Source organism: Citrobacter europaeus, from assembly GCA_020099315.1.
Lineage (GTDB): Bacteria > Pseudomonadota > Gammaproteobacteria > Enterobacterales > Enterobacteriaceae > Citrobacter > Citrobacter europaeus.
This window is the reverse complement of the sequence record CP083650.1, coordinates 3918213-3941071: the sequence shown is the minus strand read 5'-3', so window position 1 is coordinate 3941071 and position 22859 is coordinate 3918213. Positions and strand designations below refer to the sequence as shown.

Sequence of the window (22859 nt, the reverse complement as noted above, 5' to 3'; positions counted from 1 at the left end):
CTTTGAGGAACTACTCATTCCAATTCGTAATTTCATTCGCCTCCTTGCCCTCCCTATAGTCAGGTTATCTGAGCATCGTTAGCAAAATAACGGCATTACATAGGAACGGTTATGGATCAAAAACGACTTACCCACCTGCGGCAACTGGAAGCGGAAAGCATCTATATCATTCGTGAGGTGGCCGCCGAGTTTTCTAATCCGGTGATGATGTATTCCATCGGCAAAGATTCCAGCGTAATGCTGCATCTGGCGCGCAAAGCGTTTTATCCTGGTACGCTGCCGTTCCCCCTGTTGCACGTTGATACCGGCTGGAAATTCAGCGAGATGTACGAGTTTCGTGACCGCACGGCGAAAGCCTACGGCTGTGAACTACTGGTGCATAAAAACCCGGAAGGGGTGGCAATGGGCATCAACCCGTTTGTCCACGGTAGCGCCAAGCATACCGACATTATGAAAACCGAAGGGTTGAAGCAGGCGCTGAACAAATACGGTTTTGACGCCGCGTTCGGTGGTGCTCGTCGCGACGAAGAGAAATCGCGTGCTAAAGAGCGCATTTACTCTTTCCGCGATCGTTTTCATCGCTGGGATCCGAAAAATCAGCGCCCGGAGCTGTGGCACAACTACAACGGGCAGATTAACAAGGGCGAAAGCATTCGCGTATTCCCGCTCTCTAACTGGACTGAACAGGATATCTGGCAGTACATCTGGCTGGAAAATATCGACATCGTGCCGCTATACTTGGCGGCGGAGCGTCCGGTGCTGGAACGCGACGGCATGCTGATGATGATTGATGACGACAGAATCGATCTGCAACCTGGGGAAGTGATTAAAAAGCGCATGGTGCGTTTCCGTACGCTTGGTTGCTGGCCGCTGACAGGCGCGGTGGAGTCGAATGCGCAGACGCTGCCGGAAATCATCGAAGAGATGCTGGTCTCAACCACCAGTGAACGTCAGGGGCGCGTGATTGACCGCGACCAGGCGGGCTCCATGGAGCTGAAGAAACGTCAGGGGTATTTCTAAGGAGCCGCCATGAACACGACACTTGCACAACAAATTGCTAATGAAGGCGGCGTTGAAGCCTGGATGGTCGCCCAGCAACACAAAAGTCTGCTGCGTTTTTTAACCTGCGGTAGCGTGGATGACGGGAAAAGTACCCTGATTGGCCGTCTGCTGCACGACACGCGTCAGATTTATGAAGATCAGCTTTCATCGCTGCACAACGACAGTAAACGTCACGGTACTCAGGGCGAAAAGCTCGATCTGGCGTTATTGGTTGACGGCTTGCAGGCCGAGCGCGAGCAGGGCATCACTATCGACGTGGCGTACCGTTATTTCTCTACCGAGAAGCGTAAATTTATTATTGCGGACACTCCTGGCCATGAACAGTACACCCGCAACATGGCGACCGGGGCGTCGACCTGCGACCTGGCGATCCTGCTGATCGATGCGCGTAAAGGCGTGCTGGATCAGACTCGTCGTCACAGCTTTATCTCTACGTTGCTTGGGATCAAACACCTGGTGGTGGCGATCAACAAAATGGATCTGGTGGACTTTAGCGAGGAGACATTTAATCGCATTCGCGAAGACTATCTTACTTTTGCTGAACAACTGCCGGGTAACCTGGATATCCGGTTTGTGCCGCTTTCTGCACTGGAAGGCGACAACGTGGCTTCGCAAAGCGCCAGCATGCCGTGGTACAGCGGTCCAACGCTGCTGGAAGTGCTGGAAACCGTTGAGATCCAGCGCATTGTTGATACTCAGCCGATGCGTTTCCCGGTGCAGTATGTGAACCGACCGAATCTGGATTTCCGTGGTTATGCCGGGACGCTGGCCTCCGGTAGCGTGAAGGTCGGGCAACGCGTCAAAGTGTTGCCGTCTGGCGTTGAGTCCAGCGTGGCGCGGATCGTGACTTTTGATGGCGATTTACAGGAAGCGCATGCAGGCGAAGCAATCACCCTGGTGCTGAAAGATGAGATCGACATCAGCCGGGGCGACCTGCTGCTTGATGCCGGTGAAGCATTGCCAGCGGTACAAAGCGCTGCCGTTGATGTGGTGTGGATGGCGGAGCAGCCGTTGTCGGCAGGGCAGAGCTATGACATCAAAGTTGCAGGCAAGAAGACTCGCGCACGCGTTGATAGCGTGCAGTATCAGGTCGATATTAATAACCTGACTCAACGTGACGTTGAAGCGCTGCCGCTAAACGGCATCGGTCTGGTTAATTTGACCTTTGACGAGCCGCTGGTGCTGGATACCTATCAGCAGAATCCGGTTACGGGTGGGCTGATTATCATTGATCGCCTGACCAACGTTACCGTTGGCGCGGGCCTGGTGCGTGAGCCAATCGTCCAGGAGCACGTCGCGGCTTCTCAGTTCAGCGCGTTTGAGCTGGAGCTTAACGCGCTGGTGCGTCGCCACTTCCCACACTGGGGTGCGCGCGATCTGCTGGGAGGAAAATAATGGCGTTGCATGACGAAAACGTCGTCTGGCATGCCCATCCTGTTACACCGCAACAGCGGGAACAACGCCACGGTCATCGTGGTGTTGTGCTGTGGTTTACCGGGCTGTCTGGTTCCGGTAAATCCACGGTAGCAGGGGCGCTGGAAGAGGCGCTGCATAAGTTGGGGGTGAGCACTTATCTGCTGGATGGTGATAACGTGCGTCACGGTCTGTGCAGCGATCTCGGGTTTAGCGATGCCGACCGCAAGGAGAATATTCGTCGGGTTGGCGAAGTGGCTAACCTGATGGTCGATGCCGGTCTGGTGGTGTTGACCGCTTTTATCTCTCCGCATCGCGCCGAGCGACAAATGGTCCGTGAGCGCGTGGGAGAGGGGCGTTTTATTGAGGTTTTTGTCGATACGCCATTAGCAACGTGTGAAGCACGCGATCCAAAAGGGCTGTATAAAAAAGCGCGGGCGGGGGAGTTGCGCAATTTTACCGGAATTGACTCAGTATACGAAGCGCCTGAATCGCCAGAGATTCATCTTGATGGTGAACAATTGGTAACAAATTTGGTACCCCAATTATTAGACCTGCTGAGGCAGGAAGATATTATCAGATCCTGAGACACCCGAGCTTGTATGCCCGGTCAGTCACGGTCACAGGATTAGATATGCGTAACAGCCATAACATTACTATTACAGAGTCAGATACCTTCGCTGCCGACGACGAAACCACCTGGTCACTTCCGGGGGCCGTGGTCGGATTTGCAGCGTGGTTGCTGGCGCTGGGATTTCCGTGTCTGATGTATGGCCCTAATACACTGTTTTTCTTTATTTATACCTGGCCCTTTTTCCTCGCATTGTTGCCCGTGGCGATCGTCGTAGGTATTGCCCTGCACTCGCTATTAAAAGGACGGTTGTTGCTGAGCATTACCTGTACCCTGCTGGTGGTTGGGGCTATGTTTGGCGCACTATTTTTGTGGTTATTGGGTTAAGCTCACGTCAATTTCGCATAATCGCCGCGGTTGTTCACTCTCTGGCCATAATTCAAACCGTAACCAACAATGAGATTATGTTCTCCTTACACGGGGTATACGTAACAACGGGCAAATGTGGTACATTTGCCCGCGTTGTCGCGGCATTCCCGCCCGTTGATGTAAAGTCGTCTGCGGAAGTTATGGGATGTTAATGCCGTTTTTCAGGGGGCAGGATGGGTAAACTAACGCTGCTGTTGCTGGCTTTATTAGTCTGGCTGCAGTATTCGCTGTGGTTCGGTAAGAACGGCATACATGACTATAGTCGCGTCAACGATGATGTTGCTGCGCAGCAAGCTACAAACGCGAAACTTAAAGCGCGTAACGATCAGCTCTTTGCCGAAATTGACGACCTCAATGGTGGACAAGAGGCTATCGAGGAGCGCGCGCGTAACGAACTCAGCATGACTAAGCCGGGCGAAACCTTTTATCGTCTGGTACCTGACGCGTCTAAACGCGCTCAGACTGCAGGGCAAAACAATCGATAAACCGTCCAGGGATTTAACATGGCAGCCACTTTATTGGACGTTTGCGCCGTGGTGCCGGCTGCCGGGTTTGGCCGCCGAATGCAAACAGAGTGTCCTAAGCAGTACCTCTCTATTGGCAATAAAACCATTCTTGAACACTCGGTTGATGCGCTGCTGGCTCATCCCCGGGTGACGCGAGTCGTCATCGCTATCAGCCCAGGCGACAGCCGCTTTGCCCAACTTCCACTCGCTGCGCATCCGCAAATTACCGTAGTGGATGGCGGCAACGAGCGTGCCGATTCTGTCCTTGCCGGTTTGCAAGCCGCAGGGGAAGCCAACTGGGTACTGGTGCATGATGCCGCGCGTCCGTGTTTGCACCATGATGATTTATCCCGTTTACTGGCAATAAGTGAGACCAGCCGCACCGGCGGGATCCTGGCGGCGCCCGTACGCGACACGATGAAGCGCGCGGAGCCGGGCCGAACAGACATTGCTCATACGGTCGATCGCACCGATTTATGGCATGCGTTGACGCCACAGTTTTTCCCTCGTGAGCTGTTGCACGACTGCCTGACCCGTGCGCTCAACGAAGGCGCAACCATTACGGACGAAGCCTCGGCGCTGGAATATTGCGGCTTTCATCCGCAACTGGTTGAAGGACGCGCTGACAACATCAAAGTCACTCGCCCGGAAGATCTGGCGCTGGCGGAATTTTATCTGACCCGAACTATCTAGACACCTCATCCTTCACGCTGCAACGAGGCAGCCTGCAGGATGCTGTGTATATCAGGAGAAGGCATAATGCGAATTGGACACGGTTTCGACGTACACGCTTTTGGCGGAGTTGGCCCAATTATCATTGGTGGTGTACGCATCCCATACGAAAAAGGATTGCTGGCGCATTCTGATGGCGACGTGGCGTTACATGCGCTAACTGATGCTCTGCTGGGCGCGGCGGCGCTGGGGGATATCGGTAAACTCTTCCCGGATACCGACCCGGCCTTTAAAGGTGCAGATAGCCGTGAATTATTGCGTGAAGCCTGGCGGCGTATTCAGGCCAAAGGCTATACGCTTGGTAATGTGGATGTGACGATTATTGCTCAGGCGCCGAAGATGCTGCCGCACATTCCGCAGATGCGCGTGTTTATTGCCGAAGATCTCGGCTGCCATATGGATGATGTTAACGTGAAAGCGACCACCACGGAAAAACTCGGTTTTACCGGGCGTGGGGAAGGGATTGCCTGTGAAGCGGTGGCGTTACTCATTAAGGCAACGAAATGACTGCGTTTGAAGATCTGACGTATCTCCATGGCAAACCACTGGGCCATGGCGTTCTGAAAGCGAATCCGGAAGACTTTGTCGTCGTCGAAGATTTAGGCTTCGAACCGGATGGCGAAGGCGAGCACATTTTGGTGCGCATCCTGAAAAACGGCTGTAATACCCGTTTTGTGGCTGACGCGCTGGCGAAGTTCCTGAAAATTCACGCCCGCGAAGTAAGCTTTGCCGGGCAGAAAGATAAACATGCGGTTACGGAACAGTGGCTGTGCGCACGCGTCCCCGGCAATGCGATGCCTGATTTAAGCAAATTTGAGCTTGAAGGCTGTAAAGTGCTGGAGTACGCGCGCCACAAGCGTAAGCTGCGTTTAGGGGCGCTGAAGGGCAACGAATTTACGCTGGTGCTGCGTGAAGTGAGCGAGCGCAATGACGTTGAAGCGCGTTTACAGGCGATTGGCGAGCGCGGCGTACCGAACTATTTTGGCGCTCAGCGTTTTGGTATCGGCGGCAGCAACCTGCAAGGGGCGCTGCGCTGGGCGCAAAGCGATGCGCCGGTGCGCGATCGCAATAAACGCAGTTTTTGGTTGTCGGCGGCCCGTAGCGCGTTGTTTAATCAGATAGTCAGTGAACGCTTGAAAAAAACAGACTTTAATCAAGTTGTTGACGGCGATGCGCTACAATTGTCGGGACGTGGAAGCTGGTTTGTCGCCACACTGGAAGAACAAACTGAATTACAGCGTCGCGTCGATGAGAAAGAATTGATGGTAACAGCGGCATTACCGGGCAGCGGTGAGTGGGGAACTCAGCGCGACGCGCTGGCGTTTGAAGAAGCCGCTATTGCTGATGAAACCGCGCTGCAGTCTCTGTTATTGCGCGAGAAAGTCGACGCGTCGCGTCGCGCTATGTTGCTGTATCCACAACAATTAAGCTGGAACTGGTGGGATGACGTAACCGTTGAGTTACGCTTCTGGCTACCGGCAGGTAGCTTCGCCACCAGTGTTGTAAGGGAACTTATTAACACAATGGGTGATTATGCGTATATTGCTGAGTAACGATGATGGGGTCCACGCACCCGGTATACAAACGCTGGCGAAAGCGCTGCGTGAGTTTGCTGACGTACAGGTGGTTGCCCCGGATCGTAACCGCAGTGGCGCGTCTAACTCGCTGACGCTGGAATCCTCACTTCGCACGTTTACCTATGATAACGGCGATATCGCCGTACAAATGGGTACGCCTACCGATTGCGTCTATCTGGGCGTAAATGCGTTAATGCGTCCGCGTCCGGACATTGTCGTTTCTGGTATTAACGCGGGTCCTAATCTGGGTGATGATGTTATTTATTCCGGTACCGTTGCGGCGGCGATGGAAGGTCGTCATCTGGGGTTCCCTGCGCTGGCTGTCTCGCTCGATGGGCATAAACATTACGATACTGCTGCCGCAGTAACCTGTCGTATCTTACGGGCGCTGAGCCGTGAACCGCTGCGCACCGGTCGCATTTTGAATATCAACGTGCCGGATTTACCGCTGGATCAAATTAAAGGCATTCGCGTCACCCGCTGCGGCAGTCGCCATCCGGCGGATCAGGTGATTCCACAGCAGGATCCGCGCGGTAATACCCTGTACTGGATCGGGCCGCCGGGTGAAAAATGCGACGCCGGGCCGGATACGGATTTTGCCGCCGTCGATGAAGGCTATGTTTCCATCACGCCGCTGCATGTCGATTTAACCGCATACGGCGCGCATGAGGTGGTTTCTGACTGGTTAGACAGCGTGGGAGCCGACACGCAATGGTAAGCAGACGCGTACACACTCTTCTTGAACAATTACGTGCGCAGGGCATCAGAGATGAGCTTGTTCTCGATGCGCTCGCCGCCGTGCCGCGTGAAAAATTCATTGATGAGGCGTTTGAACATAAGGCCTGGGACAATATTGCTCTGCCGATTGGCCAGGGGCAGACGATTTCGCAGCCCTATATGGTTGCGCGGATGACCGAACTGCTTGAGCTAACGCCGCAGTCCCGGGTGCTGGAAATTGGTACCGGCTCTGGCTACCAGACGGCGATTCTGGCGCACCTGGTGCATCATGTGTGCTCCGTTGAGCGCATTAAAGGTTTGCAGTGGCAGGCACGTCGTCGCCTCAAGCAGCTTGATTTACATAATGTTTCGACCCGTCATGGTGATGGATGGCAAGGCTGGCAGGCGCGAGCCCCGTTTGACGCTATCATTGTAACGGCAGCGCCGCCCGAGATCCCAACCGCATTGATGATGCAGCTGGATGAGGGCGGCATTCTCGTCTTACCCGTGGGCGATGAGCACCAGTTTTTAAAGCGGGTGCGTCGTCGGGGAGGCGAATTTATTATCGATACCGTGGAGGCCGTACGTTTCGTTCCCCTTGTGAAGGGGGAGCTTGCGTAGATACTGGCTCTGAATACCTGGAGTTTTCCTGGATATTCTGGAATTAGTCAGCGTATCGTGTCGATGCTTTGCACGGTGATTACGTCACTGGTTTTAACCAAATTTTCCTGGGGGATAAATGAGCGCGGGAAGCCAAAAATTTACCGTTCGCCGTATTGCGGCATTGTCACTGGTTTCATTATGGCTGGCAGGTTGTTCTAACACCTCGAATCCACCAGCGCCAGTCAGCTCCGTTGACGGCAGTTCATCTACGAACACCAGTTCCGGCATGCTGATTACACCTCCGCCTAAAATGGGCTCGACGTCGACAGTACAGCAGACGCCACAGATCCAGCCGGTGCAGCAACCAACCACGCAGCCAACGCAAATCCAGCCTGTCGCACAACAGCCTGTACAGATGGAAAACGGTCGTATTGTGTACAACCGTAAGTATGGGAATATTCCGAAAGGTAGCTACACGGGCGGCAGTACCTATACTGTTAAGAAAGGCGATACCCTTTTTTATATTGCCTGGATCACCGGGAACGATTTCCGTGACCTCGCACAACGCAATAACGTTCCGGCCCCGTATGGCCTGAATGTCGGTCAAACTCTGCAAGTGGGCAACGCGTCTGGCGCACCGATTACCGGTGGAAATGCCATCACCCAGGCGGATGCAGCACAGCAAGGAGTTGTGACCAACCCTGCACAAAATTCCACCGTTGCTGTTGCTTCGAAACCAACAATTACGTATTCTGAGGATTCAGGTGAACAAAGTGCTAATAAAATGTTGCCGAACAACAAGCCTGCTGGGACCGTGGTCACAGCGCCTGTAACGGCTCCAGCAGTTAGCGCAACCGAATCAACTGCAAGCTCAACGTCGACAAGCTCGCCAATCTCTACCTGGCGCTGGCCGACTGACGGCAAAGTGATCGAAAACTTTGCGGCTACCGAAGGTGGCAATAAAGGGATCGACATTGCAGGCAGCAAAGGACAGGCTATTGTCGCGACCGCAGATGGACGCGTCGTTTATGCCGGTAATGCGCTGCGTGGTTACGGTAATCTTATTATCATCAAACATAACGATGATTACCTGAGCGCCTACGCCCATAACGATACGATGCTGGTCCGGGAACAACAAGAAATCAAGGCGGGGCAGAAAATAGCTACCATGGGTAGCACCGGAACCAGTTCAACACGCTTGCATTTTGAAATTCGTTACAAGGGGAAATCCGTAAACCCGCTGCGTTATTTACCGCAGCGATAATTCGGCGGAACCAGGCTTTCACGTGCTAGTTCCGTTAGGGATCACGGGTAGGAGCCACCTTTATGAGTCAGAATACGCTGAAAGTTCATGATTTAAATGAAGATGCGGAATTTGATGAGAACGGAGTAGAGGCTTTTGATGAAAAAGCCTTGAGTGAAGAGGAACCCAGTGATAACGACCTGGCTGAAGAAGAGCTGTTATCGCAGGGGGCCACACAGCGTGTGTTGGACGCGACTCAGCTTTACCTTGGTGAGATTGGTTATTCACCACTGTTAACAGCCGAAGAAGAAGTTTATTTTGCGCGTCGCGCACTGCGTGGGGATGTCGCATCCCGCCGTCGCATGATTGAAAGTAACCTGCGTCTGGTGGTGAAAATTGCTCGTCGTTATGGCAATCGTGGTCTGGCATTGCTGGACCTGATTGAAGAGGGCAATCTGGGACTTATCCGTGCAGTCGAGAAGTTTGACCCGGAACGCGGGTTCCGCTTCTCAACATACGCAACCTGGTGGATCCGCCAGACGATCGAACGGGCGATTATGAACCAAACCCGTACGATCCGACTGCCGATTCACATTGTAAAAGAGCTGAACGTCTATCTGCGTACCGCGCGTGAGTTGTCGCATAAACTGGACCACGAACCGAGCGCAGAAGAGATTGCTGAACAACTGGATAAACCGGTTGATGACGTCAGCCGTATGCTCCGACTCAACGAGCGTATTACCTCGGTAGACACCCCTCTGGGTGGTGATTCCGAAAAAGCGTTGCTGGATATTCTGGCCGATGAAAAGGAAAACGGTCCGGAAGACACCACGCAAGACGATGATATGAAACAAAGCATCGTCAAATGGCTGTTCGAACTGAACGCCAAACAGCGTGAAGTGCTGGCACGTCGTTTTGGTCTGCTGGGGTACGAAGCTGCGACACTGGAAGATGTGGGCCGTGAAATTGGTCTCACTCGTGAACGTGTTCGCCAGATTCAGGTTGAAGGTCTGCGTCGTCTGCGTGAAATTCTGCAGACTCAAGGGCTGAATATCGAAGCGCTATTCCGCGAGTAAGCACAAGTTCTATCAAGAAAGGCCAGTCTCATTGGGACTGGCCTTTTTCTATGTTTGTTGCCTGATGGCACTGCGTTTATCAGGCCTACGGGGAGCTGGACTTTGTAGGCCGGATAAGACATTTATGTCGCCATCCGGCAGATTAGTTCATCATCTTACGCACCAGACGAGTGAACTGCTCACGCTCTTCATCGGATAATCGCCCCAGAAACTCCTCATCCACGCTATTGCCTAACGGAGTGGCGCTGGCCAGTAATGCCTCTCCTTGCGCGGTTAAATAAACAAACCGCCGACGCTTATCCGCTGGATCGTGCTCACGCTTGACCAGATCGCGTTTTTCCATCCGGCTCAGCATTTCCGCAAGCGTCGCTTTGGTACAGACTGCTGCCTCGGTCAGGGTAACCTGCTCAATGCCGGGCTGTTCGGCAATGGCGCGCATCACCGCATACTGTGGTTTGGTCAGATCCGGTAATTCATGTTGCCAGCGAGCCGTATGATGCTGAAAAAGCTGGCGTAAAAGGTGGAAGGCTGTATTTCGTAACCGCATGAGAACTCCGGGATTTCTGTCAGTCTCTATCATAACGGGTAACGCGTCATAGTTTAACCATTGCTGCTTTAGCAATCAGTGCGAGTTGCTCTTGCCCGAAATGCATCGAGGGAGTATTTTGATAAAATGTTCGTACACGAACAAATTTGAGGGTTGCATGAGACTGATTGTAGGAATGACCGGGGCAACCGGCGCACCGCTTGGCGTGTCGCTACTGCAGGCGCTGCGGGAAATGCCGGGGGTGGAAACTCATCTGGTGCTGTCAAAGTGGGCCAAAACCACAATTGAACTGGAAACGCCGTACAGCGTCCGCGAGGTGTCTGCGTTGGCCGATTTTTGCCACAACCCGGCAGACCAGGCGGCAACCATCTCCTCCGGGTCGTTTCGTACTGACGGCATGATCATTATCCCCTGCAGTATGAAAACCCTGGCCGGTATTCGTGCAGGCTACGCGGAAGGACTGGTAGGGCGTGCCGCTGATGTGGTGCTGAAAGAAGGGCGCAAGCTGGTACTGGTGCCGCGTGAAATGCCGCTTAGCACCATTCATCTGGAAAACATGCTCGCGCTTTCCCGCATGGGCGTCGCGATGGTTCCCCCGATGCCCGCGTTTTATAACCACCCGCAAACGGTCGATGACATCACGCAGCACATTGTGGCTCGCGTGCTCGATCAGTTTGGTCTGGAACACCCCAACGCCCGTCGCTGGCAGGGATTACGACAGGCGCAGAATTTTGCACAGGAGAATGAATAATGGCATTTGATGATTTGCGCAGCTTTTTGCAGGCGCTGGACGACCAGGGACAACTGCTGAAAATCAGTGAAGAGGTCAACGCCGAGCCGGATCTGGCGGCGGCGGCCAACGCAACCGGGCGTATTGGCGACGGCGCCCCGGCGCTGTGGTTTGACAATATTCGTGGATTTACCGACGCCCGCGTGGCGATGAACACCATCGGCTCGTGGCAGAATCACGCCATCTCTTTAGGTCTGCCGCCAAATACCCCGGTGAAAAAACAGATTGATGAGTTTATCCGCCGTTGGGATAAATTTCCGGTTACGCCGGAGCGTCGTGCCAACCCTGCGTGGGCTGAAAACTGTGTTGATGGTGATGAGATCAACCTGTTTGATATTCTGCCGCTGTTTCGCCTCAACGATGGCGACGGGGGTTTTTATCTTGATAAAGCCTGCGTGGTGTCGCGCGATCCGCTGGATCCTGACAATTTTGGCAAACAGAACGTCGGCATCTATCGTATGGAAGTCAAGGGCAAGCGCAAGCTTGGTCTGCAACCGGTGCCGATGCACGATATTGCGCTGCATCTGCATAAAGCCGAAGAACGTGGTGAAGATCTGCCGATCGCCATCACGCTGGGTAACGATCCGATCATCACCCTGATGGGAGCTACGCCGCTGAAGTACGATCAGTCGGAATACGAAATGGCGGGGGCGCTGCGTGAAAGTCCGTACCCGATCGCTACCGCACCGCTCACCGGCTTTGACGTACCCTGGGGGTCAGAAGTGATCCTTGAAGGGGTCATTGAAAGCCGTAAACGTGAAATCGAAGGTCCGTTTGGTGAGTTTACCGGTCACTATTCCGGTGGACGTAACATGACCGTCGTGCGTATCGATAAAGTCTCTTATCGCACCAAACCGATCTTTGAATCGCTGTATCTGGGGATGCCGTGGACGGAGATTGACTACCTGATGGGTCCTGCAACCTGCGTACCGCTTTATCAACAGCTGAAAGCTGAATTCCCGGAAGTGCAGGCGGTAAACGCCATGTACACCCACGGTTTGCTGGCGATTATCTCAACCAAAAAACGTTACGGCGGCTTTGCCCGCGCGGTGGGGCTGCGCGCAATGACGACGCCGCATGGCCTGGGTTACGTGAAAATGGTGATTATGGTTGATGAGGATGTTGACCCGTTCAACCTGCCGCAGGTGATGTGGGCGCTGTCTTCGAAGGTCAATCCGGCGGGAGATCTGGTGCAACTGCCGAATATGTCGGTGCTGGAACTTGATCCGGGTTCCAGCCCGGCGGGGATTACCGACAAGTTAATTATTGATGCGACCACGCCGGTTGCGCCGGATAACCGTGGGCACTACAGCCAGCCGGTATGCGATTTACCGGAAACGAAAGCCTGGGCTGAAAAGCTGACCGCCATGCTGGCCAACCGTAAATAAGGAGTAGCAGATGATTTGTCCACGTTGTGCCGATGAACATATTGAAGTGATGGCAAACTCGCCGGTGAAAGGCGTCTGGACGGTATATCAGTGCCAGCATTGTCTGTATACCTGGCGTAATACCGAACCGCTACGCCGCACCAGCCGCGAGCACTACCCGCAAGCGTTTCGCATGACGCAAAAAGATATTGATGATGCGCCGATGGTGCCGAGTATCCCGCCGCTGCTGGCGGAAGATAAGCGCTAATCAACATAGCCGGGTGCGGCTTCGCCTTACCCGGTATACAATTGCTTAAGTTCTTTTTTGCAGCATGACAACAAGGATGTTTTCAGAAATATGTCACTCTATCGGCGAGTCGTTTTATTATCTTTACTGGGAATGAGTTCTGGCGCGCAAAGCGCATCACATGAACAAATCATGCAAATCTATAATAGCGGGTCCGTTGGCTCTGTTATTAAATGTCAGGCCCACATGGACGTTAAGAGTGGGGATGGCACAATTCCAGTACAGATTATGTCCGTAATGACGATAACGGGTCGGCAATTTCATCATCTCTATTATGATAGTGCGATAACCTATTCAATCGTTAATGCAGAAAAGCCCTATATGTATGTGTCTGTTTCGGTGGAAGAAAATATCCAAGAAGAGCAGCGAAAAATACGTAGTGAGCTCGATCTTTCAACCCTGCGGGTTGATTTTCCTGGAAATCCTGAAATGGCGAATACAGTGCGTGAACTTTTTCGGGAACAACGTGTTACGTACGCTAATTATACAGATATTACCGTTAGTGAACCGCCGAGCTATACGGTCAGGCAATATAGCAAAGATTCTATTTCTGGCGTCATTCTTCAGACTTGTACGCCGATGGCGCAACGCTGAGGGGCCTGGAAATGGTAGTTCATGTCGGCCCGATAAGCGCAGCGTCACAACGCACTAATATTAAGCCTCGGAATATCCGGGGTTCGTTATTTTGCGAGCAGGCTCGTAGCAAATGGCTTAAATTGTTCGAGGAGATGGCGCCTGGAATAGAATAGCGGCGGGTGCTTGAGGCTTTCTGAGCTTTGAGCATTTGCAAGGTCCCGGAAAGACAAAAGCCCCAGGAGATAGTTCTATCAACCTGAGGCTAGCGTTCAAACCTAGACCATTTGGATGTTAGTCTCTTCTTTGCAGGGAGGCAAGACATGCTGACAAAATATGCCCTGGTGGCGATTGTAGTGCTGTGTTTCACGGTGCTGGGATTTACGTTAATGGTACGAGATTCGCTGTGCGAGTTAAGTATTAAAGAGCGTAATATGGAGTTTAAAGCTGTTCTCGCTTACGAACCGAAGAAGTAGCAACAACGCGGGGGAAACCCCGCGTCCTGATGGCCTGGTTTTGTCCTCTCGCACCCATTCCCGAAGTACGCGCCAGTTGTTGTAGGCCCGATAAGCCAGGCGCCATCGGGCATTACAACGTTACACCAGACTCTTCAATCGGTAGATCCACTCCAGCGCCTGGCGGGGCGTTAGCGAATCCGGATCGAGATTTTCCAGCGCTTCAACGGCGGGTGATGTTTCTTCCGGAACCGATAGCAGCGACATCTGCGTGCCGTCGACCTGGGTCGCAGCAACATTCGGCGCGATGCTTTCCAGTTCACGCAGTTTTTGCCGCGCCCGTTTAATAACCTCTTTCGGCACACCTGCCAGGGCTGCGACCGCCAGGCCATAGCTCTTGCTCGCCGCGCCATCCTGTACGCTGTGCATGAAGGCGATGGTATCGCCGTGCTCTAATGCATCCAGATGCACATTTGCTACGCCCTCCATCTTCTCCGGTAACTGAGTCAGTTCGAAGTAGTGGGTGGCAAATAACGTTAATGCTTTGATTTTATTGGCGAGGTTTTCTGCGCACGCCCACGCCAGCGACAGGCCGTCGTAGGTGGAGGTGCCGCGTCCAATCTCATCCATCAGCACCAGGCTGTTCTCGGTGGCGTTGTGCAGAATGTTGGCGGTTTCGGTCATTTCTACCATGAAGGTAGAGCGACCGGATGCCAGATCATCCGCCGCGCCAACGCGGGTAAAGATGCGATCGATAGGCCCGATCTCCACTTTCTGCGCCGGAACGTAGCTGCCGATATAGGCCAGCAGAGCAATCAACGCGGTCTGACGCATATAGGTACTTTTACCCCCCATGTTCGGGCCGGTGATGATCAGCATCCGTCGCTGAGGCGAGAGGTTAAGCGGGTTAGCAATAAACGGCTCGGTCAGCACCTGTTCCACCACCGGATGACGTCCCTCGGTAATACGAATACCAGGCTTGTCGGTGAAGGTCGGGCAGGTGTAATTCAGGGTATAAGCACGTTCCGCGAGGTTGACCAGTACGTCCAGTTCCGCCAACGCGCTGGCGCTCTGTTGCAAATCAGCCAGGTGCGGCAGCAGCATGTCGAACAGTTCGTCGTACAGCTGTTTTTCCAGCGCCAGCGCTTTGCCTTTTGAGGTCAGAACTTTGTCTTCGTACTCTTTCAGTTCCGGAATAATGTAGCGTTCGGCGTTTTTCAACGTCTGGCGACGCACGTAGTTAATCGGCGCCAGATGACTTTGCCCGCGGCTGATCTGAATATAGTAGCCGTGTACGGCGTTAAACCCGACCTTCAGCGTGTCCAGACCGGTGCGTTCGCGTTCGCGGATTTCCAGTCTGTCGAGGTAGTCGGTTGCGCCATCAGCCAGCGCCCGCCATTCGTCCAGCTCTTCGTTGTAGCCCGGGGCAATGACGCCGCCGTCGCGTACCAGCACCGGCGGAGCTTCCACCACGGCGCGTTCCAGCAGTTCACGCAGCTCGGTAAACTCACCCATTTTCTCGCGCAGCATTTGCACGGGGGCACTGTCTACGTTTTCCAGCTGTGCGCGCAGTTCCGGTAATTGCTGGAAAGCATGACGCATCCGGGCCAGATCGCGTGGGCGCGCGGTACGCAGGGCCAGGCGGGCCAGAATACGTTCCAGGTCGCCTACCTGACGCAGTACGGGTTGTAATTCGCTGGTGGTATCCTGCAGCGCGCCGATGGTTTGTTGGCGCTCGGTGAGGATTTTAGTGTCGCGCACCGGCATATGCAGCCAGCGCTTGAGCATACGGCTACCCATCGGCGTTACGGTGCAGTCGAGTACCGAAGCCAGCGTGTTTTCAAAGCCGCCTGCCAGGTTCTGGGTAATTTCCAGATTGCGGCGAGTGGCGGCGTCCATGATGATGCTGTCCTGCTGGCGCTCCATGGTGATGGAACGAATATGCGGCAGCGAGGTGCGCTGGGTATCTTTTACGTACTGCAACAGACAACCGGCAGCGCAAAGTCCGCGCGGGGCGTTTTCCACGCCAAAGCCGATTAAATCCCGCGTGCCAAACTGCAGGTTTAACTGCTGGCGGGCGGTATCAATTTCGAATTCCCACAGTGGGCGACGACGCAGGCCGCGACGCCCTTCAATCAATGAGGTTTCGGCGAAATCTTCGGCATACAGCAGTTCTGCGGGGTTGGTGCGCTGCAATTCTGCGGCCATGGTTTCGCGGTCAGCAGGTTCACTGACGCGAAAACGCCCGGAGCTGATATCAAGCGTTGCGTAACCATAACCTTTACTGTCCTGCCAGATGGCAGCCAGCAGGTTGTCCTGGCGTTCCTGCAGCAGTGCTTCATCACTGATGGTGCCTGGCGTGACAATACGCACCACCTTGCGTTCTACCGGACCTTTGCTGGTCGCCGGATCGCCAATTTGCTCACAAATAGCAACGGACTCGCCCTGATTGACCAGCTTGGCGAGGTAGTTTTCTACGGCATGATGAGGAATGCCCGCCATCGGGATTGGCTCGCCCGCAGATGCACCGCGTTTGGTCAGGGAGATATCAAGCAGCTGAGACGCGCGTTTCGCATCGTCATAAAACAGTTCGTAAAAGTCGCCCATGCGGTAAAACAGCAGTATTTCCGGGTGCTGAGCCTTCAGCTTGAGATACTGCTGCATCATGGGCGTATGGTTAGTGAAGTCCGTATCAAGTGACTCTTTCATATTGTTTTTGCTCTTTTTTTAATCTTTTTGGGTACCTGGGCAGTCTCACGTGAGCCCCTGGAAACTCACATAAACCCACAAATTTGTCATTCGAAAGCCGCCTGAAGGGCAGTAACGACGAGCCTTGGTTCGACCAGAATGGCCTATCTTATCACCGACAACGACTGAGATTCACCCGTAGGTTTTGCCGTCAGAACCCTTATTGATTATTCATTTTCCGGCAACGCATAGTTCTGGCAGTAGAGATAGGGGATCCCCTCTTTGGTAATCAGATACGTCTCGCTATTCAGCGCAAAAAAATCGACGTTAGATACGCTGGTGTTGGTGAGAAAAAAGTCGGGGAGCAATTCCTGAATGAGAGTGGCGGGTGCCGTTTCACGATTAGATATCTGGATTTTCTGCGAAATCCAGACCGGGCTTGAGCCGTAGCTGGATTGTGTAAAAAGTACCATGCGCTGCACGGTCTGCTCATTATTTTCGGCATCTTTGATAATGCCATCAATATTCACAATACCTTTGCTGCCGCCGGTTTTTATATCAATGATGCCACGGAACGAAGTGGTATTGCGTACAATCTCGATAGCTGAACGGCAGGTCAGATTATGTAACTCGCCATTGTTTTTACTGTACCGATAGACGACGGCGACAATTAGCGTAACAAAACAAAGCAGCAGGATAATACCTGTCTGAATGCGGGGCGTTCTGGGATAAAAATTCATTAGCTATCATACCGTGGGTAATAAACCGACTGACAGGCATTTTCCTGCCTGGCTTTCATCGGTGAGCGACACACAAGCACGGACAATTTCTTGGATTCAGGATAGGTGGTGATATAGATAAATTTATGGCTTTGACACAGCCCCGGATTTTTGTCGATAAACGCGGTATGTCGAGAGAAATTACTGGCATCGTTATTAAAATAATACTGACAGTCAGTGGGTGCTTTGCCCACAGTGATATAGCCAGAGAAATAGTTATCGCTGGTTTGCCACGGATACAATATAAGCACACAAATTATCAGGGTAATGGTCAGCATTACCATTTCTGCAGTAGTCATCAAAGGTTGACGCGGTGCGCAAGGCAATAGTTCTTCGATGGCGACATCCGGTGCTAAATGTTCAACCGTAGAAGAAGGGCTGTCTTCTGGTGTTTCAATCACCTGAATATCACATTCATCCTGAATGATTAGCCCTTTGCGGGGGATCGTAGTGATAAGCGGTTGTTCCAGCTCTAGTTGCAGCAGACTTTTACGCAAAGAGAGAATGCTTTGATAAAAGGCGTTGAAGCTCACCTGACGGTGATTTTTACCCCAGCCGAATTCCAGCAGTTCGTTTTGTGAAACCACTTGCCCGCGATGTTGAATAAGTAATAAAAGACATAATGACGCCGAGTGTTTGAGTTTTATCCGTTGATTGGGTTGATCTACCCGCGCCAGACATTGCGTCGCTGGCGTAAATATTATTATTTTTTCAATCAGATAACTGACATTGCCAGTCTCAGACATAAGGTCTCTACTCTTGCTGATGCGCCAGGCGGTTGGTGAGTCATGATACCACTTTGCCCATAAAGACCACCAGTATGGACCCGACTCTACAGCGAGAACCGCTAAATGTTTCAATTTAGTATCATAATATAACAACAATGATAACTTTTTAATGAAAATAAACCATATATAAATCAATTGATTGTATCTTTTTGGTTACATTGCAAAGAACAGAAAGATGAAAAAATATCGACAAAGATGATTGCCATTAATTCTTTATGGACAGCGCCCTATACTGCCTGGCACCACCACGCGAAAAGAGCAGAAGCCTGAACGCGTCAACGGCACCAGGGAATGTTGGTGGTAGATGTAGAAGGGAATAAATGTCAGCTTGTTTGCAGGCTGACATTTATTTTTCGTGCTAAGTAAATTTATCCTCATTTGACAAAGCCTTAATTTGCGGTAGAGAGTCCTATGTTCCAGAAAGAAATTGAAAATGCTGTAGTGCTCGTTGGCGATGAAATGAAGAAGTCAGATAATGCCTGGCTGTCGTTACGTAAAAAACGTCAGCGTATTGATTTGAAGATTGATGGCAATATCTTGTTTCTGGAGAAAGGGACTGTCTCTGTTTATCGCGTGGAAAATGATTTAGTCACGGTGAGTATTTCTGCACCGGCTATTCTCGGTCTGCCACAAATGCGTACGGAAGTGGCCGGACACTATTTACGTTGTGACACCGATTGCGAGATGTGGGCGATGAGCGTACAAAACGCCGATCTTCTGTTTACCGCTAAAAACTTATGGAAGCAGGCGTTTGATATCTTAACGCACCATCTTCAACGTTATTTCCAGCGCGAGGCGTTGCAATCGCACCGCACTATTCGCGAGCAGATTATTGAACACGTGAAATATATCTGGGCAATGCAGCCCGATGTCCGAGAGAAAACGTCCGTGTATACCTTTATTTTGACCCGCAATCATATCTCACGCAGCGCCATCCATAAGGTGTTACAGGAGCTGGTTAATGACGGGAAAATCACCCTGAATCGCGGAAAACTTTCCTTTTGCATGCCGTTATAATTTCTGCGCTCCCTGACAATAATGAAAGGGAGCACAACCGATCAACGTTCTCTGAGTGCCTCCGCGCGTGCGCGAATAATCGGTTTTAACAAATAGCTCAGAATCGTTTTCTTACCGGTGAGAATATCGACGCTCGCCACCATGCCGGGAATGATAAGCATCGGATGCTCTTTTGTTCCCAGGTAGTTTTTGTCCGTTTGCAGGCGCACAACATAAAAGCTTCGCCCCTGCTTGTCGGTCACGGTGTCTGGGCTTATCTGCACCACTTCGCCTTGCAGACCGCCATAGATGGTGTAATCGTAAGCGGTAAATTTCACCATCGCATGCTGGCCTGGATGGAGGAAGGCGATATCGCGCGGTTGTATTTTGGCTTCGATTAACAGCTTGTCATCCAGCGGTACGATTTCCACCAGGTCGCTGCCCGGCTGAATGACGCCACCGATAGTGTTCACCATCACCTGCTGAACGATACCGCGCACCGGTGAGGTGACCATGGTCCGATTCACCCGGTCTTCTAACGCTTTTACGCTGGCCTGAGTCTTGCTCAGATTGGTACGCGCCTCGTTGAGCTGGGCCAGCGCATCGCTCTGGAAACGGCCACGGCTTTCACCGATTTTATTCTCAATCTCTTTAATTTCTGATGCGGCCTTGGGCAGCGACAGGCTAATAGAATTGAGCTGCCCGGCGGTTTCTACTTCGGTACGATGCAGGCGCAGCAGTTCGACTTTTGAAATGGCGCCTGAGGCGAGCAGCGGTTCGGACATTTTGATTTCCTGACGGATTAACCCAAGGCTGTGCTTAAACTGATCCTCCTTCGATTCAAAGTCGCGCAACTCCTGTTTTTTCTGCACCAACTGTTCTTCGAGCCCGGATATTTCGTTGTGAAACTGCTCCCGGCGGCTGTTGTACAGCTCTGTTTCTCCCCGGGCGACATCCGGCGCCTGGCTGGCTATCTCTGGGGAAATAATAAAGTCGCGGTTCTCAACTTCCGCCGTCAGGCGTTCTACCTTGGCGCGCAGACCGAGCTTATCGGCTTCAGTTTCGCCAACGTTGGAGGCGAAACGCGTGTCATCGAGGTGCAGTAATGGGGTTCCGGCGTTAACGATTTGCCCTTCATGCACATACAGCTCGGTGACAATCCCCCCTTCCAGGTTCTGTATTTTTTGCAGCTTAGATGAAGGGATTGCCTTACCTTCGCCGCGCGTAACTTCATCAATTTTTGCAAAGCCGGCCCACACGAAAGACAAAACCACCAGCGCGAGGATCGTCCACAGCGTCAGTCGTATTACTCTCGGGGCGTCATCAATAATGGCCTGGCTGACCTCATTAATACTGTCGGTTTGATTTTCATCACGGCCGCGAAAGTAATGCTGTAAGTAGCGGCGGGCTCGAGCCAGGAAATCAGCGAGATGCATTAATCTGCCCCTTTTTCAACGCATCCATCACTACCGCTTTCGGGCCGTCTGCGATGATGCGTCCTTTATCAACAATAATCAGACGGTCAACCAGCGACAGCATGGAGGCGCGGTGCGTGACCAGTAATAACGTTTTTCCCGCGATGCAGGGAGCCAGCGCGTGTTTGATCTTCTCTTCGCTGGTGTTGTCCATCGAACTGGTGGGTTCATCCAGTAGCAGGAGAGGGGGATCCAACAGCAGCGCGCGCGCGAGCGCCACCGCCTGCCGTTGACCGCCGGAAAGCTGAGAGCCGCGCTCACCGACCTGTAGGTTATAGCCGTCAGGATGCAGACGGGCGAAATCGTTGACGCCTGCCAGTTCTGCCGCTCGCAGCATGGTTTCGTCGTCGACATAGCGCGCCCCGCACAGCAGGTTGTCGCGCAGCGTGCCGTTGAACAACTGGATGTCCTGCGGCACGTAGCCGATGCTGTGGCGCAGATCGTTCACATCCAACTGACGAGAGTCGATACCGTCGATCAGCAGATTCCCGGCGCTCGGCTGGTACAAATTGACGATAAGTTTACTCAGTGAACTTTTACCGGAACCGCTGCGTCCGATAATGCCGATGCGCTCACCGGGCTGAATGGTCAGGTTTATTTTGTGCAGCGACAGGGTTTGTTGTTCCGGATAGCTGAAATCCACATCGCGAAATTCAATGCTGCCCTGTAACTGTTCCCGCTTGAGCGGATTTTCATCCGCGCGACGCTCCTGCGCCAGCGACATCATTTTCTCGGTATTTTTGATGGTGAGCTTCGCCTGCTGATAGCGGGCGATAAGGCCGGTAAGCTGGCCCAGCGGCATCAGAGCGCGACCATTGAGCATGTAGCAGGCGATCAAACCACCCATACTCAGCTTACCGCCGATAATCATGTATACCCCGACGATGATCATCACCACGCCCGAAATTTGCTGGAACCAGCCGGTGAGGTTGCTTGCCAGGCTGGACAAGGTTTTGACGCGCAGTTCCAGACGACTCAGGCTGCCCAGCGTCTGTTCCCACTGGAACTGGCGTTCACTTTGGGCATTGTTCACTTTGATGGCATCCAGGCTGCCCAGGGTTTCAATCAGCAATGCCTGACGTTCGCTGGCGAGGCTCATGGTTTTTGCCACCGCGTCGTTGACCGGTTTTTGCAGCGCCCAACTACACAGCAAGGCAATCGGCAATGTCAGTATCGGGATCCATGCCAGGGCGCCGCCGATAATGCCGATAACGATCAGCAGCAACAGGGTGAAGGGCAGATCGATAATCGTCGTCAGCGTGAGCGATGAGAGGAAATCACGCAGCGACTGGAATTCATGAATGTTTTGCGCAAAGCTCCCCACCCGCGCAGGGCGCTCTTTCATCTCCATGCCGATAATGCGTTCAAACAGGGTCGAGGAGATGATGAGATCGCTTTTTTTACCCGCAAGATCCAAACAGATACCGCGTAGCATTTTCAGGATCAGATCAAAGATAAAGGCCAGACAAATCCCCACCGCCAACACCCATAACGTGACCGTTGCCTGGTTTGGCACGACGCGGTCATAGACGTTCATGGTAAAAAGCGGCGTGCCGAGCGCAATCAGGTTGATCAGCAGGCTGGCCAGCACCGCATCCATATACAGAAAGCGTGATAGCTTCAGCGTGTCTTTAAACCAGGATTTAGTGCGTGGCAGGAAGGCTTCCGCCTGCAAATCGAATTCATGACGCGGATGCGCAAAAATGACTTTACCCGCATAGTTGCGCTCAAGCGTGGCTAAATCGACGCAAATTTCTCCACCTTCGCTTTCGCTGGGCATAAAGCGGGCGCTGCCGTCATCGTTCCATGCTAACAATACGCCGGTTCCGCCAGCGTTCAATAACAACACTGCTGGCAAAGACATTCCCGGAATTTTATCGAGCGTGCGCCTGACGACTCGCGCTTTTAAACCGGCTCTTGCCGCCGCGCGTGGAAATATATTCAGCGTGAGCCGATCGTTTTCTAATGGCAGACCGCTGCTGAGTGTTGAACGACTCGCCGGTTTACCATGCAGAGAACACAGAATAAGTAAGCTATCTAATAACGGGTCGTCATTATGGCTACGTGGGTCGTGATATTGAGAACCTGGCGGAACATAATTCTCGGGGACGTCATTTAATAATTCGGCTTGTGCACTCATTTTCGCAACCATTCTGACCGTACAC

At 52.7% G+C, this 22859-nt stretch carries 24 protein-coding genes; 18 read left to right on the top strand and 6 right to left on the bottom strand.

The window, feature by feature from the left end; genetic code table 11:
• Positions 1-111 precede the first annotated feature (111 nt).
• The 12 genes from cysD (at position 112) to rpoS (ending at position 9929) form a co-directional block, all read left to right on the top strand.
• Positions 112-1020 carry a sulfate adenylyltransferase subunit CysD gene (gene cysD / locus LA337_18475; GenBank protein ID UBI15133.1) on the top strand — a complete coding sequence of 303 codons (909 nt, stop codon included), beginning with the start codon at positions 112-114 and terminating at the stop codon, positions 1018-1020.
• Between the two features lie 9 nt (positions 1021-1029).
• Positions 1030-2457 carry a sulfate adenylyltransferase subunit CysN gene (cysN, locus tag LA337_18470; GenBank protein ID UBI15132.1) on the top strand — a complete coding sequence of 476 codons (1428 nt, stop codon included), beginning with the start codon at positions 1030-1032 and terminating at the stop codon, positions 2455-2457.
• The gene (gene cysC, locus LA337_18465) at positions 2457-3062 is read left to right on the top strand and encodes an adenylyl-sulfate kinase (protein ID UBI15131.1); all 606 of its coding nucleotides are present in this window, start codon (positions 2457-2459) and stop codon (positions 3060-3062) included. The genes cysN and cysC overlap by 1 nt, the downstream gene beginning before the upstream one ends.
• Before the next feature lie 47 nt (positions 3063-3109).
• Positions 3110-3433: a DUF3561 family protein gene (locus LA337_18460; GenBank protein ID UBI15130.1), complete on the top strand. Its 324-nt coding sequence runs from the start codon at positions 3110-3112 to the stop codon at positions 3431-3433.
• Between the two features lie 215 nt (positions 3434-3648).
• On the top strand, positions 3649-3960 hold the full coding sequence (gene ftsB, locus LA337_18455) for a cell division protein FtsB (protein ID UBI15129.1): 312 nt from the start codon (positions 3649-3651) through the stop codon (positions 3958-3960).
• A gap of 18 nt (positions 3961-3978) precedes the next feature.
• The gene (ispD, locus tag LA337_18450) at positions 3979-4674 is read left to right on the top strand and encodes a 2-C-methyl-D-erythritol 4-phosphate cytidylyltransferase (GenBank protein ID UBI15128.1); all 696 of its coding nucleotides are present in this window, start codon (positions 3979-3981) and stop codon (positions 4672-4674) included.
• A 66-nt stretch (positions 4675-4740) separates the two neighbouring features.
• The gene (gene ispF, locus LA337_18445; GenBank protein UBI15127.1) at positions 4741-5220 is read left to right on the top strand and encodes a 2-C-methyl-D-erythritol 2,4-cyclodiphosphate synthase; all 480 of its coding nucleotides are present in this window, start codon (positions 4741-4743) and stop codon (positions 5218-5220) included.
• On the top strand, positions 5217-6266 hold the full coding sequence (truD, locus tag LA337_18440; GenBank protein ID UBI15126.1) for a tRNA pseudouridine(13) synthase TruD: 1050 nt from the start codon (positions 5217-5219) through the stop codon (positions 6264-6266). Before ispF ends, truD begins: the two co-directional genes overlap by 4 nt.
• Positions 6247-7008, top strand: coding sequence for a 5'/3'-nucleotidase SurE (gene surE / locus LA337_18435; GenBank protein UBI15125.1), 762 nt, complete (start codon positions 6247-6249; stop codon positions 7006-7008). The genes truD and surE overlap by 20 nt, the downstream gene beginning before the upstream one ends.
• Positions 7002-7628, top strand: coding sequence for a protein-L-isoaspartate(D-aspartate) O-methyltransferase (locus LA337_18430; GenBank protein UBI15124.1), 627 nt, complete (start codon positions 7002-7004; stop codon positions 7626-7628). Before surE ends, LA337_18430 begins: the two co-directional genes overlap by 7 nt.
• 163 nt (positions 7629-7791) lie before the next feature.
• Positions 7792-8874: a murein hydrolase activator NlpD gene (gene nlpD, locus LA337_18425; protein UBI15123.1), complete on the top strand. Its 1083-nt coding sequence runs from the start codon at positions 7792-7794 to the stop codon at positions 8872-8874.
• Between the two features lie 62 nt (positions 8875-8936).
• Positions 8937-9929, top strand: coding sequence for an RNA polymerase sigma factor RpoS (gene rpoS / locus LA337_18420; protein UBI15122.1), 993 nt, complete (start codon positions 8937-8939; stop codon positions 9927-9929).
• A 142-nt stretch (positions 9930-10071) separates the two neighbouring features.
• Here rpoS and LA337_18415 read toward each other — a convergent pair whose 3' ends face one another.
• A complete protein-coding gene (locus LA337_18415; GenBank protein UBI15121.1) occupies positions 10072-10476 on the bottom strand; it encodes a MarR family transcriptional regulator in 405 nt (134 codons plus the stop codon).
• A gap of 157 nt (positions 10477-10633) precedes the next feature.
• Here LA337_18415 and LA337_18410 point away from each other — a divergent pair, with 157 nt between their 5' ends.
• The 5 genes from LA337_18410 (at position 10634) to LA337_18390 (ending at position 13989) form a co-directional block, all read left to right on the top strand.
• Positions 10634-11227 (top strand): UbiX family flavin prenyltransferase, encoded by a 594-nt coding sequence (locus tag LA337_18410; GenBank protein ID UBI15120.1) that lies wholly within the window; start codon positions 10634-10636, stop codon positions 11225-11227.
• Positions 11227-12654, top strand: a complete 1428-nt coding sequence (locus LA337_18405) for a UbiD family decarboxylase (protein ID UBI15119.1) — start codon at positions 11227-11229, stop codon at positions 12652-12654. Before LA337_18410 ends, LA337_18405 begins: the two co-directional genes overlap by 1 nt.
• Before the next feature lie 10 nt (positions 12655-12664).
• Entirely contained in the window at positions 12665-12901 is a 237-nt protein-coding gene (locus LA337_18400; GenBank protein UBI15118.1) for a hypothetical protein, read from the top strand.
• Positions 12902-12991: 90 nt separating this feature from the next.
• Positions 12992-13534: a hypothetical protein gene (locus LA337_18395; protein UBI15117.1), complete on the top strand. Its 543-nt coding sequence runs from the start codon at positions 12992-12994 to the stop codon at positions 13532-13534.
• Positions 13535-13836: 302 nt separating this feature from the next.
• Positions 13837-13989 (top strand): type I toxin-antitoxin system Hok family toxin, encoded by a 153-nt coding sequence (locus LA337_18390; protein UBI15116.1) that lies wholly within the window; start codon positions 13837-13839, stop codon positions 13987-13989.
• 120 nt (positions 13990-14109) lie between these two features.
• Here the strand turns inward: LA337_18390 and mutS are convergent, their stop codons facing one another.
• The 3 genes from mutS to LA337_18375 form a co-directional block, all read right to left on the bottom strand.
• Entirely contained in the window at positions 14110-16677 is a 2568-nt protein-coding gene (mutS, locus tag LA337_18385; GenBank protein ID UBI15115.1) for a DNA mismatch repair protein MutS, read from the bottom strand.
• 206 nt (positions 16678-16883) lie between these two features.
• Complete coding sequence (locus tag LA337_18380; protein UBI15114.1) at positions 16884-17396, bottom strand: hypothetical protein; 513 nt, start codon at positions 17394-17396, stop codon at positions 16884-16886.
• Positions 17396-18358, bottom strand: a complete 963-nt coding sequence (locus tag LA337_18375) for a winged helix-turn-helix domain-containing protein (protein UBI15113.1) — start codon at positions 18356-18358, stop codon at positions 17396-17398. Before LA337_18375 ends, LA337_18380 begins: the two co-directional genes overlap by 1 nt.
• Before the next feature lie 276 nt (positions 18359-18634).
• Here LA337_18375 and LA337_18370 point away from each other — a divergent pair, with 276 nt between their 5' ends.
• Positions 18635-19240: a helix-turn-helix domain-containing protein gene (locus tag LA337_18370; GenBank protein UBI15112.1), complete on the top strand. Its 606-nt coding sequence runs from the start codon at positions 18635-18637 to the stop codon at positions 19238-19240.
• Between the two features lie 41 nt (positions 19241-19281).
• Here LA337_18370 and LA337_18365 read toward each other — a convergent pair whose 3' ends face one another.
• A complete protein-coding gene (locus LA337_18365) occupies positions 19282-20655 on the bottom strand; it encodes an HlyD family type I secretion periplasmic adaptor subunit (protein UBI15111.1) in 1374 nt (457 codons plus the stop codon).
• Positions 20642-22834, bottom strand: a complete 2193-nt coding sequence (locus LA337_18360; protein ID UBI15110.1) for a type I secretion system permease/ATPase — start codon at positions 22832-22834, stop codon at positions 20642-20644. The genes LA337_18365 and LA337_18360 overlap by 14 nt, the downstream gene beginning before the upstream one ends.
• Between the last annotated feature and the right edge of the window lie 25 nt (positions 22835-22859).

Bases quoted from the DNA above. Each gene is read 5' to 3' on its own strand.
- surE (UBI15125.1), top strand. From the start codon at position 6,247: ATGCGTATATTGCTGAGTAACGATGATGGGGTCCACGCACCCGGTATA.
- LA337_18390 (UBI15116.1), top strand. From the start codon at position 13,837: ATGCTGACAAAATATGCCCTGGTGGCGATTGTAGTGCTGTGTTTCACG.
- ispF (UBI15127.1), top strand. From the start codon at position 4,741: ATGCGAATTGGACACGGTTTCGACGTACACGCTTTTGGCGGAGTTGGC.
- ispD (UBI15128.1), top strand. From the start codon at position 3,979: ATGGCAGCCACTTTATTGGACGTTTGCGCCGTGGTGCCGGCTGCCGGG.
- truD (UBI15126.1), top strand. From the start codon at position 5,217: ATGACTGCGTTTGAAGATCTGACGTATCTCCATGGCAAACCACTGGGC.
- LA337_18365 (UBI15111.1), bottom strand. From the start codon at position 20,655: ATGCATCTCGCTGATTTCCTGGCTCGAGCCCGCCGCTACTTACAGCAT.
- LA337_18415 (UBI15121.1), bottom strand. From the start codon at position 10,476: ATGCGGTTACGAAATACAGCCTTCCACCTTTTACGCCAGCTTTTTCAG.
- cysC (UBI15131.1), top strand. From the start codon at position 2,457: ATGGCGTTGCATGACGAAAACGTCGTCTGGCATGCCCATCCTGTTACA.
- LA337_18460 (UBI15130.1), top strand. From the start codon at position 3,110: ATGCGTAACAGCCATAACATTACTATTACAGAGTCAGATACCTTCGCT.
- LA337_18370 (UBI15112.1), top strand. From the start codon at position 18,635: ATGTTCCAGAAAGAAATTGAAAATGCTGTAGTGCTCGTTGGCGATGAA.
- LA337_18360 (UBI15110.1), bottom strand. From the start codon at position 22,834: ATGAGTGCACAAGCCGAATTATTAAATGACGTCCCCGAGAATTATGTT.
- LA337_18410 (UBI15120.1), top strand. From the start codon at position 10,634: ATGAGACTGATTGTAGGAATGACCGGGGCAACCGGCGCACCGCTTGGC.
- cysD (UBI15133.1), top strand. From the start codon at position 112: ATGGATCAAAAACGACTTACCCACCTGCGGCAACTGGAAGCGGAAAGC.
- cysN (UBI15132.1), top strand. From the start codon at position 1,030: ATGAACACGACACTTGCACAACAAATTGCTAATGAAGGCGGCGTTGAA.
- LA337_18400 (UBI15118.1), top strand. From the start codon at position 12,665: ATGATTTGTCCACGTTGTGCCGATGAACATATTGAAGTGATGGCAAAC.
- ftsB (UBI15129.1), top strand. From the start codon at position 3,649: ATGGGTAAACTAACGCTGCTGTTGCTGGCTTTATTAGTCTGGCTGCAG.
- mutS (UBI15115.1), bottom strand. From the start codon at position 16,677: ATGAAAGAGTCACTTGATACGGACTTCACTAACCATACGCCCATGATG.
- rpoS (UBI15122.1), top strand. From the start codon at position 8,937: ATGAGTCAGAATACGCTGAAAGTTCATGATTTAAATGAAGATGCGGAA.
- LA337_18380 (UBI15114.1), bottom strand. From the start codon at position 17,396: ATGAATTTTTATCCCAGAACGCCCCGCATTCAGACAGGTATTATCCTG.
- LA337_18395 (UBI15117.1), top strand. From the start codon at position 12,992: ATGTCACTCTATCGGCGAGTCGTTTTATTATCTTTACTGGGAATGAGT.
- LA337_18430 (UBI15124.1), top strand. From the start codon at position 7,002: ATGGTAAGCAGACGCGTACACACTCTTCTTGAACAATTACGTGCGCAG.
- LA337_18405 (UBI15119.1), top strand. From the start codon at position 11,227: ATGGCATTTGATGATTTGCGCAGCTTTTTGCAGGCGCTGGACGACCAG.